Source organism: candidate division KSB1 bacterium (genome assembly GCA_034506255.1).
In the GTDB taxonomy this organism is placed as follows: domain Bacteria; phylum Zhuqueibacterota; class Zhuqueibacteria; order Zhuqueibacterales; family Zhuqueibacteraceae; genus Coneutiohabitans; species Coneutiohabitans thermophilus.
Window position 1 is genome coordinate 152,718 of the sequence record JAPDPX010000010.1, and the last position, 18,388, is coordinate 171,105.

The window sequence follows — 18,388 nt, forward strand, 5'->3', positions numbered from 1 at the left end:
GCTGGCAATTGCCGGTTGATAGCGCAAGCACTGCATCTTTGCACTGACAACAAGCATGAGCAACTCTCCCAAGCATTCCCCCGATCAAGATGCTCTCCGGCGCGCTTTGTTTGCCGTGAAAGACATGCGTGCCAAGCTCGCCGCCCTGGAGCAGGCCAGGAAGGAACCGATTGCGATTGTCGGGCTGGCCTGCCGGCTGCCCGGCGGTGTGCGCGACCGCCGGAGTTATTGGCATCTGCTCGCCAACGGCATTGACGCGGTCAGCGAAATTCCGCCGGATCGCTGGGACGTCGAGGCTTACTACGACCCTGATCCCGATGCGCCCGGCAAGATGTATACGCGCCACGGCTCGTTCGTCAGCGACATCGACAAGTTCGATCCGCAATTCTTCGGCATCGCGCCGCGCGAGGCGGCGAGCATGGATCCGCAGCAGCGCATGCTGCTCGAAGTGACCTGGGAGGCGTTGGAGAATGCCGGCTATGCTCCTGACAAGCTGGCGGGCAGCGCCACCGGTGTGTTTGTCGGCATCAGCACCAATGATTTCGCGCATTATCTCGAGCGCGACCAGGATCCGACCGCCATCGATCCCTATACCGGCACCGGCGGCGCATTTTGCGTGGCGGCCGGCCGGCTGTCCTATTTTCTCGGTTTGCACGGCCCCAACTTCGCGGTGGATACCGCCTGTTCCTCCTCGCTGGTGGCGGTGCATCTCGCCTGTGAGAGCCTGCGCAGCGGCAAATCCCAAATGGCGATTGCCGCGGGCGTGAATCTGATTTTGATTCCGGAGCCGAACATCTATTTCACCCGCATGCGCGCGATTTCGCCGGACGGCCGTTGCAAAACTTTCGATGCCGCGGCCGATGGCTACGGCCGCGGCGAAGGCTGCGGCGTGATCGTGCTCAAGCGGCTGTCCCAGGCCCTGGCGGACGGCGATCACATTCATGCCGTCATTCGCGGCACGGCGATCAATCATGACGGCCGCAGCAGCGGCCTCACCGTGCCCAACGGCCAGGCGCAACAGGCCGTCATCCGTGCTGCGCTCGCCGATGCCGGTCTCGATCCCCTGCAGGTGAGTTATGTCGATGCACACGGCACCGGCACGCCGCTCGGCGATCCCATCGAGATGCGGGCGCTGGCCGCGGCGCTGTGTCGCGGACGTTCCCGCACGCAACCGCTGATCGTCGGCTCCGCCAAAACCAACTTCGGACATCTCGAAGCGGCGGCTGGCATTGCCGGGCTGCTGAAAGTCGTGCTGGCGTTGCAGCACCGCCAGATTCCGCCGCATCTGCATTTCAAAAATCCCAGCCCGCACATTCCCTGGGAGGAAATTCCGGTCGTGATTCCCACCCGTCTGCAGCCCTGGACGGCGCCAGCGGGCGAACGCATCGCCGGGGTCAGCTCGTTTGGCTTCAGCGGCACCAATGCGCATGTGGTGTTGCAGGAGTGGCCGGCCGCCGGCTTGGAGGTGCCGGACAGGCAGCAAATGCAGGAAGGCGGGAGCGGGGTGACGGAAGAGCGGGCGCGGGAACAGGTGAGGCTTGCCCTGCCACAGGCGGTGTTGCCGTCACAGCAGATTTTGACTCTTTCCGCAAGGAGTGAATCCGCTTTGCGGGAGCTGGCCCAGCGTTACGCAGAGATGCTTGCCACGCCGGAGGCTCCCACGCTCGCCGATCTCACCTTCACCGCCAACACCGGCCGGACGCACATGGCACACCGGCTGGCGGTCCCCGCCGAAACCGTGGAGCAGGTGCGCGAGCAACTCGCAGCTTTCGCGGCAGGCCAGACGGCGCCGCATGTCATCACCGGGATGAGCGCGGAGGCCGCGACTGGCGGCCCGAAGCTTGCGTTTCTTTTCACCGGCCAGGGCGCGCAATATCCCGGCATGGGCCGGCGGCTGTATGAAACCGAACCGGTATTCCGCGCGGCGCTGCAGAAATGCGACGAGCTGCTGCGGCCACATCTGGAAAAACCGCTGCTCTCGGTTTTGTTCAGTGAGGAGTCATCACTGCCCGCTGAGCAACGCTCCTTGCGCACGGATCACTGGCTGCATCAAACCGTTTACACCCAGCCGGCCTTGTTCGCGCTGGAATATGCATTGGCGGAGATGTGGAAGGCCTGGGGCATCAAGCCCGCGGTGGTGATGGGGCACAGCGTGGGCGAATATGCCGCCGCGTGCGTGGCAGGCATGTTCAACCTGGAAGATGGTTTGAAGTTGATTGCGGCGCGCGGCCGCCTGATGCAGGCGCTGCCGCAAAATGGCGCGATGGCGGCAATCTTTGCCGGTGAAGAGCGCGTGTCCGCCGCACTGGCGGATTGTCGCGAGCGCGTGTCGATCGCGGCGATTAACGGGCCGCAGCATGTCGTGATCTCCGGTGAGCAGGAGGCGGTGGCGGCGATCGTCCGGACGCTGGCGGCGGAAGGCATCAAAAGCAAACCTCTGACGGTTTCGCATGCCTTTCATTCGCCTTTGATGGCGCCGATGCTCGACGCCTTCGAGCAGGTCGCGGGCGAGATCACCTTCCAGCCGCCGCGCATTCCCATAATTTCGAATGTGACCGGCCGGCGCCTGGAGATCGAATCCTGGCAGGCAGGTTCCGCGCCGGCCGCGCATGCTGCCACGGCTTTTTCCAATCCCCAAATCTACTGGCGCCGTCACGTGCGCGAGGCCGTGCGCTTTGCCGCTTCGCTGCAGACCCTGCAGGAGCTGGGCTGCCAGGTGTTTCTTGAAGTCGGGCCACACCCGACGCTGTTGGGTATGGCCAGGGCTTGTGTGCCGGCGAATTATGGCACCTGGGTGCCGTCCCTGCGCAAAAGCCATGACGACTGGCCGGAGATTCTCGCAAATTTGGCCAGACTCTATGTCAATGGCGTGCCGGTCAACTGGTCCGCCTTTCATCGCGATCGTGGTGGCCGGCGCGTGCCGCTGCCGACTTATCCGTTTCAACGCGAACGCCATTGGATCGATGAGCGCCGTGCCAAAGGCGGGCACACCGCCTCCACCACCGTCTCCACGACAGCCGCCTCTCATCCCCTGCTCGGTACACGACTGCCGCTGGCTCTGGCTGACAGCGTGGTTTTCGAAACAGAGATCAGCATAAGACGGCAGGACTATCTCGACGATCATCGCGTGCACGGCGCGGCGGTGTTTCCCGCCACCGCTTATTTGGAGCTGGCGCAGGCCGCGGCGGCGGAAACCCCGGATGGGCAGACCTGCGCCGTGACGGAATTGGTGATCCAAGCGCCGTTGCTGCTTGCAGAGGAGGACAGTCGCCGCGTGCAAACCGTGGTGCTGCGCGGGCAGGAAGCGGAGACTTCCTTTCAAATTTACAGCTTCAACATTGAAGAAGGCACCTGGAGTCTGCATGCGCAAGGACGACTGGCGCCTGCCTCGGGGAGCATGGCGGAAGAAACGCTGGCTGTGATTCGCGACCGTTGTCGCACGGAACTGCCGGTGGCCGCTTTTTACGACAACCTGCAGCACAGCGGCGTGGAATACGGGCCGTTGTTTCGCGGCATCACACAGCTTTGGCGCGGAGAGCACGAGGCGGTCGCGGCGGTGCATCTGCCGGCCGGGCTGGCCGCCGAAGCCGGGAGGCATCATCTGCATCCCGCGCTGCTCGATGCCTGCTGGCAGGTGCTCGGCGCCTGTCTGACGGGAAACACGGCCGGCACGGATGAAACCTATCTTCCCATTCGCGTCGAACGCTTCCACCTGCGCGGCAAAGGCCACAGCCGGGTGTGGAGTCACGCGCGCCTGCGGCAGCAGGAGCAGGATTCGCCCGAGACCCTCACGGGCGATGTCGTTGTCTATGATGAAGCCGGCAATCCTGTCGCGGAAATTTTCGGTTTGCATCTCAAGCGCAGCGGGCGTGCCGCCTTGCAGCGTGCGCTGACCGACATGCTGCCGGAGTGGCTCTATCGTTTGCACTGGCAGCCGCAAGCCCTCGGCGAGACACCCGCAGCCGGCCGTGGCGGGCCCTGGTTGCTCTTCGCCGACCAACAGGGTTTCGCCGAGAAGCTGTTGACACACTTGCAGCGCCACGGCGGGCAGGGCGTGCTGGTGTATGCCGGCGGGAGTTACCGCCACCGTTCTGAGGGACATTTTGAAATCGATCCCAATCAGCCCGGGGATTTTCTCCGCGTTTTGCAGGAGGCCGCCGGCGAGCCGTGGCGCGGGGTGATCTATCTTTGGAGTTTGGACGGCCGCGTGCCGCCCGATCTGCCGCTGACGGAGCTGGAGGCGCAGAGTGCGAGAATTTGCGGCGGGGCTTTGCATCTGGTGCAGGCGCTGGCGCGCCTGAACACGACGCCGTGGCCGCAATTATGGCTGGTGACCGCAGGGGCCCAGCCGGTTGGCGCAAACACCCCGGGACTCGCGGTGCTGCAAGCCGCGTTGTGGGGACTCGGCCGCACGATTGCCGCCGAGCATCCCGAGCTGCGCTGCAAACGCGTGGATCTCGATCCGGGGAGGGCAGGCCACCTTTCCACCTCCGGCCATGAGACACCGGCTGCAATTTTTCCCCCTGAAGAAAATGTGCCACTGTTGCTGCAGGAAATGCTGCGTGATGACGACGAGGATCAGGTTGCCTGGCGCGGCACGGTTCGCCATGTGGCGCGGCTGGTGAAAGTCACCTCGCGCCGGGGGGAGCGTGAGAAGCCGGCGTCACCACCGCCGTCAGCGCCGGCGCCCGATCACGCCCTGCAGTTGTTGATCAGCAAACGCGGCGTGCTCGACAATCTCGGCTATCAAGCGGTGGCGCGGCGCCAACCCGGGCCTGGCGAGGTGGAAATCGCCGTGCAGGCCACGGGTTTGAATTTCCGCGACGTGCTCAATGCGCTCGGCATGTATCCCGGCGATCCCGGCCCGGTGGGTGGGGAATGCGCCGGCGTGATCGTGGCGCTCGGGGAAGGAGTGGGCGACTACCGGATCGGTGATGCGGTCATGGCGCTGGGTGCGGGCTGTTTCACCACGCATCTCACCACGCGCGCGGATTGGATTGCGCCCAAGCCCGCGGCTTTGAGTTTTGTGGAAGCCGCGGCCATCCCCATCACTTTCCTCACCGCCTACTATGGCCTGCATCAGCTTGCGCGCCTCAAGACCGGCGACCGGGTTTTGATTCATGCCGCGGCTGGCGGTGTGGGGCAGGCGGCACTGCAGTTGGCCCGGCGCGCCGGCGCCGAGGTTTTTGCCACGGCCAGTCCCGGCAAATGGGACTTTCTGAAGGCGCAGGGCGTGCCGCACGTGATGAACTCCCGCACGCTGGCGTTTGCCGAACAAGTCATGCAGGCCACCAATGGCGCGGGGGTGGACGTTGTTCTCAATTCCCTGGCGGATGAGTTCATTCCCAAAAGCCTGGCGGTGCTCGCGCCGCACGGCCGGTTTCTGGAGATCGGCAAACGCGGGGTGTGGAGCAACGCGCAGGTGGCGGCCGTGCGGCCGGATGTTTCCTATTGGGTGTATGATCTCGGCGTGGTGATGCTCGAAGAGCCGGCGCTGTTGCAGCAAATGTTTCGCGCGCTGCTCGCCGGCTTCGCAGATGGTTCGCTCAAGCCACCGACCGTGAAAGTTTTTTCCCACGAGCAAACGCGGGATGCCTTTCGCTACATGGCGCAGGCCAAGCATGTGGGCAAGGTGGTGGTGGAGCAGGAGGCAAGTGGCAGGGAGCAGGGGGCAGGGGGCAGGAGGCAGGGGGCAATAGAAGAGAAGGCGAGTTATCTCATCACCGGCGGCATGGGGGCACTGGGATTGAAAGTCGCGGAGTGGCTGGTGGAGCACGGTGCACGCCATTTGGTGTTGGTGGGCCGCTCGGCGCCCTCACCGAAGGCGGCGCGTGCTATCGCGGAAATGGAGCGGGCGGGCGCGCAGATCACCATCGCCCGGGGCGACATCAGCCGGGAAGACGAGGTCAGGCGGATCGTGACGGACATTACACCGCCGTTGCGCGGCATCATCCATGCTGCCGGCGTGCTGGAAGACGGGGTGTTGTTGCAACAGAGCTGGCAACAATTCGCGAAAGTCTTTGCGCCCAAAGTTTCGGGCGCGTGGAATCTGCACACTGCAACGCGCGCCATGCCGCTCGATTTCTTCGTGTTGTTCTCTTCCAGCTCGGGCCTGCTTGGCGCTGCCGGCCAGGGCAACTATGCTGCCGCCAATGCCTTTCTCGACGGCCTGGCGCACTATCGCCGTGCTCTCGGCCTGCCGGCGTTGAGTGTCGCTTGGGGACCGTGGGCGGAAGCGGGCATGGCCGCCAGCCTGGGCAGCAAAGAGCAGCAACGCATGGCAAACCAGGGCATGGGCATGATCGCGCCCGGCCAGGGCTTGCGGATTCTCGAGGAATTGCTCGGCCGCGACGAGACGCAAGTCGGCGTTTTGCCGGTGAACTGGCGCAAATTTCTGAGCCAGTTTTCTCCCGATCGCGTTCCGCCGGTGCTGCGGGCGATGGCCGGTGAGAGAGCGGGCCGGCCGGCGGAAACTGCAGCTCCGGCGATTGCGACCAACGAATTCCAGCGGCGCCTGGAAGCGGCCCCGCCCGCAGAGCGACTGGAACTCACAGTGGCGCACGTCCGGGCTTTGGTCGCGCGCGTGCTCGGTCTGCAGACCCCCGAAGCCGTCGGTTTGCAGCAGCCGTTGCAGGAACTGGGCATGGATTCCCTCATGGCGGTCGAGCTGCGCAATGTCCTCGGCAACTCGGTGGGCCGCGAGCTGCCGGCAACCCTGCTCTATGATTATCCCACTGTCAGGGCGCTGGCGGATTTTCTCCTGGAGAAAGTCTTCGTGTTCAGCGCCGTGCCGGCACCGGCCAAAGCCGAAAGCCATGCCGTGGCGGCCGACGAGCCGATTGCGATCATCGGCATGGGTTGCCGTTTCCCCGGTGGGGCCGACGATGTCGAAGCCTTTTGGCAGTTGCTGCACGAAGGCCGCGAGGGTACGAGCGAAGTGCCGGCCGACCGCTGGAATATCGACGAGTATTACGATCCCAATCCCGACGCACCCGGCAAGATGTACGTGCGCAAGGGTGGCTTCCTGCGCGAGGTGGACAAATTCGATGCGCGTTTCTTCGGCATCACGCCGCGGGAGGCCGTCAGCATGGATCCGCAGCAGCGTCTGCTGCTGGAGGTGACGTGGGAGGCGCTCGAACACGCGGGCATAGTGCCGGAAACTTTGATGGGCAGCCCGACCGGCGTGTTTGTCGGCATCAGTGGCACGGATTACTCGCAGCTTCTGCTCAAGCATGTGGAGGTCAGCGGCATCGATGCCTATGCCGGCACCGGCAACGCTTTCAGTGTCGCCGCCGGACGGGTGTCCTACACGTTTGGTCTGCAGGGCCCCAGCCTGGCGGTGGACACGGCTTGTTCCTCGTCATTGGTGTCGGTGCATCTCGCCTGCAACAGTCTGCGCCGGGGTGAATGTGATCTCGCGCTGGCCGGCGGCGTGAATCTCATCCTCACGCCCGAGGCCACCATCAATTTTGCGCGGGCACGCATGCTGGCGGCTGACGGCCGTTGCAAGACCTTCGATGCCGCGGCCGATGGCTATGTACGCGGCGAGGGCTGTGGCATGGTGGTGCTCAAACGCCTGAGCAAGGCACTGGCCGATGGTGACAATATTCTCGCGATCATTCGCGGCTCGGCGGTCAACCAGGACGGCCGCAGCAACGGCCTGACCGCGCCCAACGGCCCGGCGCAGGAGGCCGTGATACGCAAGGCTCTGGACAATGCCGGGGTGGCTCCCCACGAGATCGACTATGTCGAAGCGCACGGCACCGGCACCGCGCTGGGTGATCCCATCGAAGTGCGCGCGCTCGGCAATGTTTTGCAGGAGGGCCGCGACCCCAGTCATCCCCTGGTCATTGGCTCGGTCAAGACCAACTTTGGCCATCTGGAATCCGCGGCCGGCATTGCCGGCTTGATCAAAGTCGTGCTGGCGCTGCAGCACGGCGAGATTCCGGCACATCTGCATTTCACCAGATTGAACCCTCACATCTCGCTGGCGGAGATTCCAGCCAGAATTCCCACCACCGCCGAGCCCTGGCCGCGCCATGGCAAGGCGCGCCTGGCGGGCGTCAGCTCGTTTGGCTTCAGCGGCACCAATGCGCATGTGATTTTGCAGGAGTGGGCGGCGGTGAGGTCGGGAGAGGCGGGGGGAGTGAGCGTGGCGTCGCCCGAAATTTCTGCGGCGGCGAATGATTCGCACCTGTTGACCATTTCGGCAAAGAACGAAAGCGCGCTGCGGCAACTGGCCCAGCGGTATGAAATCTTTTTGCAGCAGCACCGGGAGGTGAGCCTTGCCGACCTGTGTCACGCTGCGGCAAGGACCCGCACGCATTTCGACTGTCGTGCCGCCATTATCGCCGGCAATCACGAACAAATGCAAGCGCAGTTGGCGATGCTAGCGGACGGCAAATCCTCACTACAGGTGATCACCGGCCGCGCCCAGGAGGCACCCAAGCTTGCCTTCTTGTTTACCGGTCAGGGTTCACAATACCTTGGCATGGGGCGCGAGCTTTATGAAACGCAACCGGTGTTTCGCGCCGCCCTGGAGAAATGTGAGGAGCTGCTGCGGCCGCATCTTGAAAAACCCCTGCTGTCCGTGCTGTTCGGGCTGCCCTTGCCGGCTGGCAGTGATCAGTCGGCATGGGACACTGAACCCTGGCTCAACCAGACCGCCTACACCCAGCCGGCGTTGTTCGCGCTCGAATATGCGCTCGCCGAGCTGTGGCGTTCCTGGGGCGTGAAGCCTGCCGCGGTCATGGGACACAGCGTCGGCGAGTATGTCGCGGCCTGCGTCGCCGGCATGTTGAATCTGGAGGAAGGTCTGAAGCTGATTGCCGCCCGTGGCCGCCTGATGCAGGCGCTGCCGCAAAACGGCGAGATGGCGGCAATTTTTGCCGAGGAGGAGCGCGTGGCCGCCGCGCTGGCGGATTGTCGCGAGCGCGTGTCGATCGCGGCGATCAACGGGCCGGCCAACGTGGTCATCTCCGGGGAACGCCAGGCCGTGGCCGCCGTGCTGGCACGTTTGCAGGCCGAAGGGGTCAAATGGAAAAAGCTCGTGGTCTCGCATGCTTTCCATTCGCCTTTGATGGCGCCGATGCTCGACGCCTTCGAGCACATTGCCGGCACACTGGCTTTCCAGCCGGCCAAAATTCCGTTGATCTCGAACCTCACCGCGCAACCGCTGCAATTCAATGCGGAATTGACGCCCCGTCACTATTGGCGCCGGCACGTGCGCGAGGCGGTGCGCTTTGCGGATTCCCTCCGCACCCTGCACGCGATGGGCTGCCGCCTCTTTCTCGAAATCGGGCCGCATCCCACCCTGCTCGGCATGGGCAGCCAATGCCTGCCGCCCGAGGCCGCGGTCTGGATTCCCTCTCTGCGGCGGGGCCAGGACGATACCCAGCAGATGCTCAAGAGTCTTGCCACACTTTTCACTCATGGCGTCGAAGTCGACTGGGCAGGCTTCTATCACCATGCGCCGCGCCGCCGCGTGGTGCTGCCCAGCTATCCCTTCCAGCGTGAACGTTATTGGTGTGACGAGCGCAAAAAGTCGGTGGTCAGCGCACGGCCTTTGCCTGCCGCCGGAGGACATCCTCTGCTCGGCCAGCGTCTGCGTTCGCCGCTGCTCAAAGACCTTGTCTTTGAGTCGGTCGTGAGCCTGGCGCACATACCGTTTCTAGAGGGGCATCGCGTTTATGGCACGGTGGTGTTTCCCGCGACGGCTTATCTGGAAATGATCATCGCTGCCGCCCGGCAGGCGCAACTCGATCCGCCGCTGCTCGAACACCTGACGATTCATGAGCCGTTGCTTCTGTCCGCGAACGAAGAAACCGCATTGCAAGTGGTGCTGCATGCTGAGGAAGCCGGCGGTTTCACCTTCCAAGCTTTCAGTTTGCCGGCAGCGCAGCAAAATACGGCAGAGACCTGGCGGCTGCACGCCTCCGGTTCAATCAGACGCGCGCGGCCGGACTCGCCCGCACCGCGACGCGCGCTGCCGGAAGTGCAGGCGGCTTGCACGACGCCGCTGGCGGCGTCAGAATTCTACCGCCAGTTGCAGCACAACGGCATGCAATACGGCAGAAGCTTTCTCTGCCTGGAGCAAATCATGCGCGGCGAAAATGAAGCGCTGGGCCGCCTCGCCTTGCCGGAGAAGTTGGAGGGCGAATATCACTTGCATCCCGCGCTGTTGGACGGCGGTCTGCAGTTGTTGGGTGCGGCCCTGGCGGAGCAAGCGCGAACCAGTGAGGGCGAGAGTTTTCTGCCGGTGACCCTGGACCAGTACCGTGTCTTTCGGCCCGGTGCGGTGCCGCAATGGGCGTACGCCAGGATTCAAACACCGCCGCCGGCCGACAACGACCGTCTGCAGGGTGAAGTGCAATGGCTCGATGCAGGCGGTGAGGTGATCGCAGCGCTCGGTGCCCTCGAACTCAAGCGCGTCAAACGTGCGGCGCTGACACGGCTGCAATCGCAGCAAACGGCGCCCCGGCTTTATGAATTGCGCTGGCAGCCGCAGCCGCTGTCCGACGGCGCACCCGGCCAAATCGCCGGAACGCATTGGTTGATCCTGGCCGATCACCACGGCGTCGGTGCGGCTCTCGCTGCACAGCTTCAGGCGCAAGGCGCGAATTGCGAACTCGCTTTCCTCGACACTGGTCTCGCTGTAGCACGCAACGGCCAGTTGCATCTCGACCCGTCGCGCGTGGAGGCGTTCGAGCGCCTGCTGCACGGCAAGCAGTGTGACGGCATCGTGCATCTCTGGAGCCGCGAGACCGGGCTTGCTCCCGAGGCAACGCCTGCACAAGTGATGGCGGTGCAGCGCGTGCTTTGTGGCAGCGCGTTGCATCTCACCCAGGCTGTGCTCAAACACAGCGAGGCCGGCCGCACGCGCTTGTGGTTTGTGACCTTCGGCGCGCAACCGGTACGCGCGGATGAACCTGTCGACTGCGTCGCGTCCGCGCTGTGGGGATTCCGGCGCGCGTTGGCAGCAGAGCAGCCGGAATTGCGCAGTGTCTGTGTCGATCTTGATCCGATTCCTGCTGGGCAGACGCAACCGTCAGCCGACGCCGGGAGCGCGGCGTCTGTCCTGGCAGCGCTCATCCGCGAGTTGGCCGCCAACAGCGAGGAAGATCAAGTCGCTTATCGCAACGGCGAGCGCTATGTGGCGCGGTTGGCGCCGAGTGAAGAGCACATCGCGCAACCTGTTGCCGCCAGCCCGGCCACTTCTCTGCCGGCGGTCGAGACCGCGGAGCAGCTCCAAGTCACCATGCCCGGAATGCTCGAGGGCCTGCGTTATCAGCCGGTGCTGCGCCGGCTGCCGCAGCCCGGTGAAGTCGAGATTCGCATTCATGCCACCGGCTTGAATTTCCGCGACGTGCTGATCGTGCTGGGTATGTATCCCGGCGTCTCGGCCCCCATCGGCTTCGAATGTGCTGGCGTCATCACCAGGGTGGGCGAGGGCGTGAGTGAATTCAAACCCGGTGATGAAGTGATCGCGCTCAGTTCTGGCTGTTTCGGCACGTTCACCACCACGCGCGCGGTGTGGGTGGCAGCCAAACCCGCGGGCTTGAGTTTTGTCGAGGCCGCCACCATTCCGCTGGTGTTTTTGACAGCCTGTTACGGCTTGCATCATCTCGCCCAAATCAAAGCGGGCGAACGCGTGCTCATTCATTCCGCTGCTGGCGGCGTGGGCGTGGCCGCGGTGCAGCTCGCCTTGCGCGCGGGTGCGCAAGTCTTCGGCACGGCCAGTCCCGGCAAGTGGGATTTCCTCAAGTCGCTCGGGGTGGCGCAGGTAATGAATTCACGCACGCTCGAATTCGCCGAACAAGTGCAGGTCGCCACTGCCGGGCGAGGCGTTGATATAGTTTTGAATTCGCTGGCTGATGATTTCATTCCCAAGAGTTTCGCGGTGCTGGCGGCCAATGGCCGCTTTTTGGAGATTGGCAAACGCGGCATCTGGAGTCCGGAGCAGGCCGCGCAAAGCCGACCGGACGTTTCCTACTGGGCCTATGATCTCGGCGAAGTGATGCTCACCCAGCCGGATTTGATTCAGGCCATGTATCGCGAGCTGCTCGCCGGTTTTCGAGACGGTTCGCTCAAACCGCTGCCGGTGAAAACCTTTGCGCGCGACGAAGTGGTAGCCGCCTTTCGCTACATGGCGCAGGCGAAACATATCGGCAAAGTGGTGGTGGAGCAAGGGGCAAGGGGTGAGGCGCAAACGGCAAGGGGCGAGGGGCAAGGGGCAATTACAGCGCAAGCCAGTTATCTCGTCACCGGCGGTATGGGTGGGTTGGGATTGAAAGTCGCGGAATGGCTGGTGGAAAAGGGCGCCCGCCATCTCGTGTTGGTTGGGCGGCGCAGCCCCACCGCTGAAGTAGCCGCTGTCATCAAAAGGCTGGAGGAGAACGGCGCGCGCGTGTTGACTCTCCTCGGCGACGTGGCGCTGCCGGGAGAAGTGCAACGCCTGCTCGCGGAAATGGCGCATGCGGGTTTGCCGCCGTTGCGCGGCCTCATTCACGCCGCCGGTGTGCTGGACGATGCCGTGATCGCGCAGCAGAGTTGGCCGCGCTTCGAGAAAGTCATGATGCCGAAAGTGGCAGGCGCGTGGAGTCTGCATCGCGGCACCGCCCATCTGCAGTTGGATTTCTTCGTGCTGTTCTCTTCGACTGCCGCCGTGCTCGGTTCACCGGGTCAAAGCAACTACGCCGCTGCCAATGCTTTTCTCGATGGACTCGCGCATCATCGCCGCAACCTGGGTCTGCCTGCTGTGAGCCTCAACTGGGGGCCGTGGGCGGAGATCGGCATGGCCGCGAATTTGAGCAACGCCGAACAGGAGCGCATGGCAGCGCAAGGCCTCAGCTTGATTGCGCCGGCGCAGGGCTTGCAGATTCTGGAGAACATGCTGTTCAGCCGTAGCAGCCAGCGCCTCGTGCTGGCGATGGATTGGCAACTCTTTCTGCGAAAGATTCCCGGCGGCCAAGTCCCGCCGTTGCTGGCGCTGATTGCCCAGAAAACTGGCAGCGCTTCGGCAGCAGCCAGCGAGCCGGAGCTGTTGCGCCGCCTCGCTGCGAGTGCGGCGGAAGAGAGGGAAGAACTGCTCGCTGCGCACATTCACGAGCAGATCATTCGCGTGCTCGGCCTCAATCCCGCCGAGACGCTCAACGGCCGGCAATCACTCAACGAACTGGGCATGGATTCCTTGATGGCCGTTGAGTTACGCAATGCCTTGAGTGCGCTGGTGGGTCGCACGCTGCCCGCGACGTTGCTGTATGATCACCCCAATCTCGAGGCGTTGACGAATTACCTCGGCCGCGAAGTGTTGGCGCTCGAGTTCAAACCGCCGGCCGGAAGGCAGCCTGCGGCCGGCGGTCCTCCCGCTGCCGTGGTCGAGCAGATCAAGCAGCTCTCCGAAGATGAGCTGGCGGCTTCGATCGACGCCGAAATCGCGGAATTGGAGAATCTCCTGAAGTGAGCTGGACTTTTATACTGAAGGAATCGCCGTGTCGCAAGAAGGACTCGAACAACTCACTCCCCTGCAGCGTGCACTGCTGGCACTGAAAGAATTGCGCACGAAATTCGACGCGCTCGAACGCAGCCGCAATGAACCGATCGCGATCATTGGCATGGCCTGTCGTTTTCCCGGCTCCGCCAACAGTGCCCAGGCGTATTGGCAGTTGCTCGCCGCCGGCCGCGACGGCATCAGTGAAGTGCCGCCCGAGCGCTGGGACCTCGAGGCGTATTACGACCCCAATCCCGATGCGCCCGGCAAAATGTACACGCGGCGCAGCGGCTTCATCGATGGCGTCGATCAATTCGACCCCCGTTTTTTTGGCATTGCGCCGCGTGAAGCCCTCAGCATGGATCCGCAGCAGCGCCTGCTGCTCGAAGTCACCTGGGAAGCGCTGGAACATGCCGGCATAGTGCCCGAGCGGCTGTTCGGCACCAATGCCGGGGTGTTCATCGGCATCAGCACCAGCGACTATGCGCATTTGCAGATGCGCCATGCCGATCTCACACAACTGGAAGCCTATGGCGGCACCGGCAATGCCTTCAGCGTGGCTGCCGGCCGGCTGGCCTATGTGCTCGGCCTGCAGGGTCCAAACCTGGCGGTCGACACGGCCTGCTCCTCCTCGCTGGTCACAGTTCATCTCGCCTGCCAAAGTTTGCGGCTGGGGGAGTGTCCTCTGGCGCTGGCCGGCGGCGTCAACGCGATTCTGGTGCCGGACACCACCATCAATTTCTGCCGCGCCCGCATGCTTTCGCCGGACGGCCGCTGCAAAACCTTCGATGCTGCGGCCGACGGCTATGTGCGTGGCGAGGGCTGTGGCATGGTCGTGCTCAAGCGGCTGAGCGATGCCCTGGCCGACGGCGACAACATCTTCGCCCTGATTCGCGGCTCGGCGGTCAACCAGGACGGCCGCAGCAACGGCCTGACCGCGCCCAACGGCCCGGCGCAGGAGGCCGTGATACGCAAGGCTCTGGACAATGCCGGGGTGGCTCCCCATGAGATCGACTATGTCGAAGCGCACGGCACCGGCACCGCACTCGGCGATCCCATCGAACTGCACGCCCTCGCCAACACCATGTGCCGTGAACGCCCGCCCGGGCGGCCCCTGCTGGTCGGTTCCGCCAAAACCAACATCGGCCATCTCGAAGCAGCGGCCGGCGTGGCTGGGTTGATCAAAGTTGCGCTGGCGCTGCATCACGAGTATTTGCCCCCGCATTTGCATTTTCAGCAGCTCAATCCCCACATTGCCCTGGGTGGCGCACCGTTGGAAATTGTCAAGGAAGGCAAAGCCTGGCCGCGCACTGCGCGTCCCCGTTTCGCGGGCGTCAGTTCCTTCGGCTTCAGTGGCACCAATGCGCATGTGGTGTTGCAGGAGGCACCGGTGACCGCCTCCCCCGCGGCGCCCGCGCCGGCCGGATGGCAGTTGTTGACGCTCTCCGCCAAAACCGAAAAAGCCCTGTGCGATCTGGCCCGGCGCTATCAGGAATTTCTCGCGCCCCCCGCCGTTCCGGCGCTCGCCGATGTGTGTTTTTCCGCCAGCACCACCCGCTCCACTTTTGCATACCGTCTCGGGGTGGTGGCCGACGACCTGCCGGCCCTGCGCGAGAAACTCGCCGCCTTTGCCAACCAGCAAGCCGTGTCCGGGATCATCACCGGCCGGGTGAAGGAGAACAGCCGGCCCAAGGTGGCATTTCTTTTCACCGGTCAGGGTTCACAATACCTTGGCATGGGGCGCGAGCTTTATGAAACGCAACCGGTGTTTCGCGCCGCCCTGGAGAAATGTGAGGAGCTGCTGCGGCCGCATCTTGAAAAACCCCTGCTGTCCGTGCTGTTCGGGCTGCCCTTGCCGGCTGGCAGTGATCAGTCGGCATGGGACACTGAACCCTGGCTCAACCAGACCGCCTACACCCAGCCGGCGTTGTTCGCGCTCGAATATGCGCTCGCCGAGCTGTGGCGTTCCTGGGGCGTGAAGCCTGCCGCGGTCATGGGACACAGCGTCGGCGAGTATGTCGCGGCCTGCGTCGCCGGCATGTTGAATCTGGAGGAAGGTCTGAAGCTGATTGCCGCCCGTGGCCGCCTGATGCAGGCGCTGCCGCAAAACGGCGAGATGGCGGCAATTTTTGCCGAGGAGGAGCGCGTGGCCGCCGCGCTGGCGGATTGTCGCGAGCGCGTGTCGATCGCGGCGATCAACGGGCCGGCCAACGTGGTCATCTCCGGGGAACGCCAGGCCGTGGCCGCCGTGCTGGCACGTTTGCAGGCCGAAGGGGTCAAATGGAAAAAGCTCGTGGTCTCGCATGCTTTCCATTCGCCTTTGATGGCGCCGATGCTCGACGCCTTCGAGCACATTGCCGGCACACTGGCTTTCCAGCCGGCCAAAATTCCGTTGATCTCGAACCTCACCGCGCAACCGCTGCAATTCAATGCGGAATTGACGCCCCGTCACTATTGGCGCCGGCACGTGCGCGAGGCGGTGCGCTTTGCGGATTCCCTCCGCACCCTGCACGCGATGGGCTGCCGCCTCTTTCTCGAAATCGGGCCGCATCCCACCCTGCTCGGCATGGGCAGCCAATGCCTGCCGCCCGAGGCCGCGGTCTGGATTCCCTCTCTGCGGCGGGGCCAGGACGATACCCAGCAGATGCTCAAGAGTCTTGCCACACTTTTCACTCATGGCGTCGAAGTCGACTGGGCAGGCTTCTATCACCATGCGCCGCGCCGCCGCGTGGTGCTGCCCAGCTATCCCTTCCAGCACGAACGGTATTGGATCACACCGCGCACGACACCTGCGAAAACCACGGCGGTCACCTCCCGTGAGCCGCAACCGCCGCGGGAGGAGTGGCTCTTCGAACTCACCTGGCAGCCGCAAACGCTTGCGCCACAGCTCCGGCCGTCTCAACCCGGCACCTGGCTCATCTTTGCAGATCAAGGCGGACTGGGGTTCATCCTGAAAGCGCGGCTGGAGCAGGCCGGGCATTCCTGCCTGGTGGTTTTGCCGGGCGAAAAATACGGGCGCAGCGCGGAAGGTGTGTTTCGCCTCGCCCTGCATGATGCCGGACAGTATCAACAACTTTTACAAGAAGCCTCCGCCCGGGCCGCGGCCCCCTGGTATGCTGTGGTTCATCTGTGGAGCCTGGATGAAGAACGCTTGATCGAAAATTTTTCGGTGCAACTCGAGGCCGGCCAGCAGCGGGTTTGCGGCAGCGCGCTGTTCCTCGCACAAAGCCTGGCGAAGATGGCGGCGCCGCCGCGGCTCTGTCTGGTCACGCGCGGTGCGATAGCGGTGCCGGCCGCGACACCCCTTTCGCTCTCACCCGCTTCGCTGTGGGGATTGGGCCGCACGCTGGCGCTGGAGCATCCCGAGTTGCGTTGCCTGCGTGTTGATTTGGATCCGGAAGCAGACGCGGCCGGCAACGCGCAATGGCTCTCGGAGGAACTGCAGGCCGACAGTCGCGAGGATCAAATCGCGTTTCGTGCGGGGCAGCGCCTGGTTGCTCGGCTGGCGCGGGTGGAGCTGTCCGCGGCTGCCGCCGGGTCGGCGCAGTCATCGATTTTTGCCCGCGCGTCCTCGCCTGCCACCATCTTGATTACCGGCGGTACCGCCGGTTTGGGTTTGCAGCTTGCCCGCTGGCTGGTGGTACAGGGCTGCCGGCATCTCGTGCTGCTCAGCCGCCGCCCGCCCGCCGAAGCAGCGGCGCAAAGCCTTGCTGAACTCGAACAAAAGGGCGCCACGGTGCTGGTGAGGCAGGCCGATGTAGCCAATGCCGATCAACTCGCCGAAGTGATGGCGGAGATGCAGCAGAAGCTGCCGCCGTTGCGCGGGGTGATTCACGCCGCGGGTGTGCGCCACGACCGGCCACTGCTGCAGCAGGATTGGCCGGGTTTCGCCAAAGTCATGGGTCCCAAAATCGCCGGCGCCTGGAACCTGCACGTGCTCACCCGGGAATTGCCGCTGGAGTTTTTCGTGATGTTCTCCTCCGCGGCGGCGCTGTTGGGCTCGCCCGGGCAAAGCAATTACGCCGCCGCCAATGCCTTCATGGACAGCCTGGCACATCATCGCCGTGGTTTGGGCTTGCCGGCCTCGAGCATCAATTGGGGGCCGTGGGCGGAGGTGGGCATGGCGGCCGCGCTGGGCGATGCCCTGCAGAGCCGGTTTGCCAGCCAGGGCATCACTCCGATTCCGCTGGAGGAAGGGTTGCGTTTGTTTGGCCTGTTACTGGCAGAATCCCGGCCGCAGCTCGCCGTGCTGCCGCTGCAACGGCAGACCCTGCTCGCCAATCTTCCCGCGGGCAGCGAACCACCCCTGCTGTCGACGCTCCTGCAGGAAATGCGCGGCCAGCCGCTTGTGACCGAAGCGCAGCCCCAGCCGGAATTGCTCGCGAAGCTTGACAAAACAGCGCCGAAGAACCGCCGCCAGGTGATCTTTGCGCATGTGCTGGCGGAAGCATGTAGAGTCTTGGGAATCGACCCGGCGCAAGCACCTGAGCCGCAGCAGCCACTGCAGGAATTGGGGTTGGATTCGCTGATGGCAGTGGAACTGCGCAATGCCCTTGCCGCGGCCAGCGCACAGACCCTGCCGCCCACCCTGCTGTTTGAATATCCCACGCTTGCCAGCTTGACGGATTTTCTCCTGGAGCGGCTCGCGGTGCGCAGCGCCCCCGCCAATGGCGCGGCCGCCACCCGTGCGGCGGCCGAGACGGAGCAGGTGGAGAAGATTCGCCAACTCTCCCAGGAGGAAATCGATGCGGCGCTGGCGGCGGAGTTGCAGGACCTGGAGGGCTTCCTGAAGCCGGACGGCGGTTGAGCCGCCGGCACGGATGGCGAAGAGGAAAAGATAAAAGCAGGCAGGAGACCCGGGTGACACAATCTTCAGCACGTTTGTCTGCACAGATCATG

2 protein-coding genes are annotated in these 18,388 nt (G+C 64.1%); both read left to right on the forward strand.

Annotated features, from left to right (window positions below; genetic code table 11):
* Positions 1–55: 55 nt before the first annotated feature.
* On the forward strand, positions 56–13,462 hold the full coding sequence (locus ONB52_19515) for an SDR family NAD(P)-dependent oxidoreductase (protein ID MDZ7418320.1): 13,407 nt from the start codon (positions 56–58) through the stop codon (positions 13,460–13,462).
* Between the two features lie 28 nt (positions 13,463–13,490).
* Positions 13,491–18,296 carry a type I polyketide synthase gene (locus ONB52_19520; protein MDZ7418321.1) on the forward strand — a complete coding sequence of 1,602 codons (4,806 nt, stop codon included), beginning with the start codon at positions 13,491–13,493 and terminating at the stop codon, positions 18,294–18,296.
* The last annotated feature ends 92 nt before the right edge of the window (positions 18,297–18,388 follow it).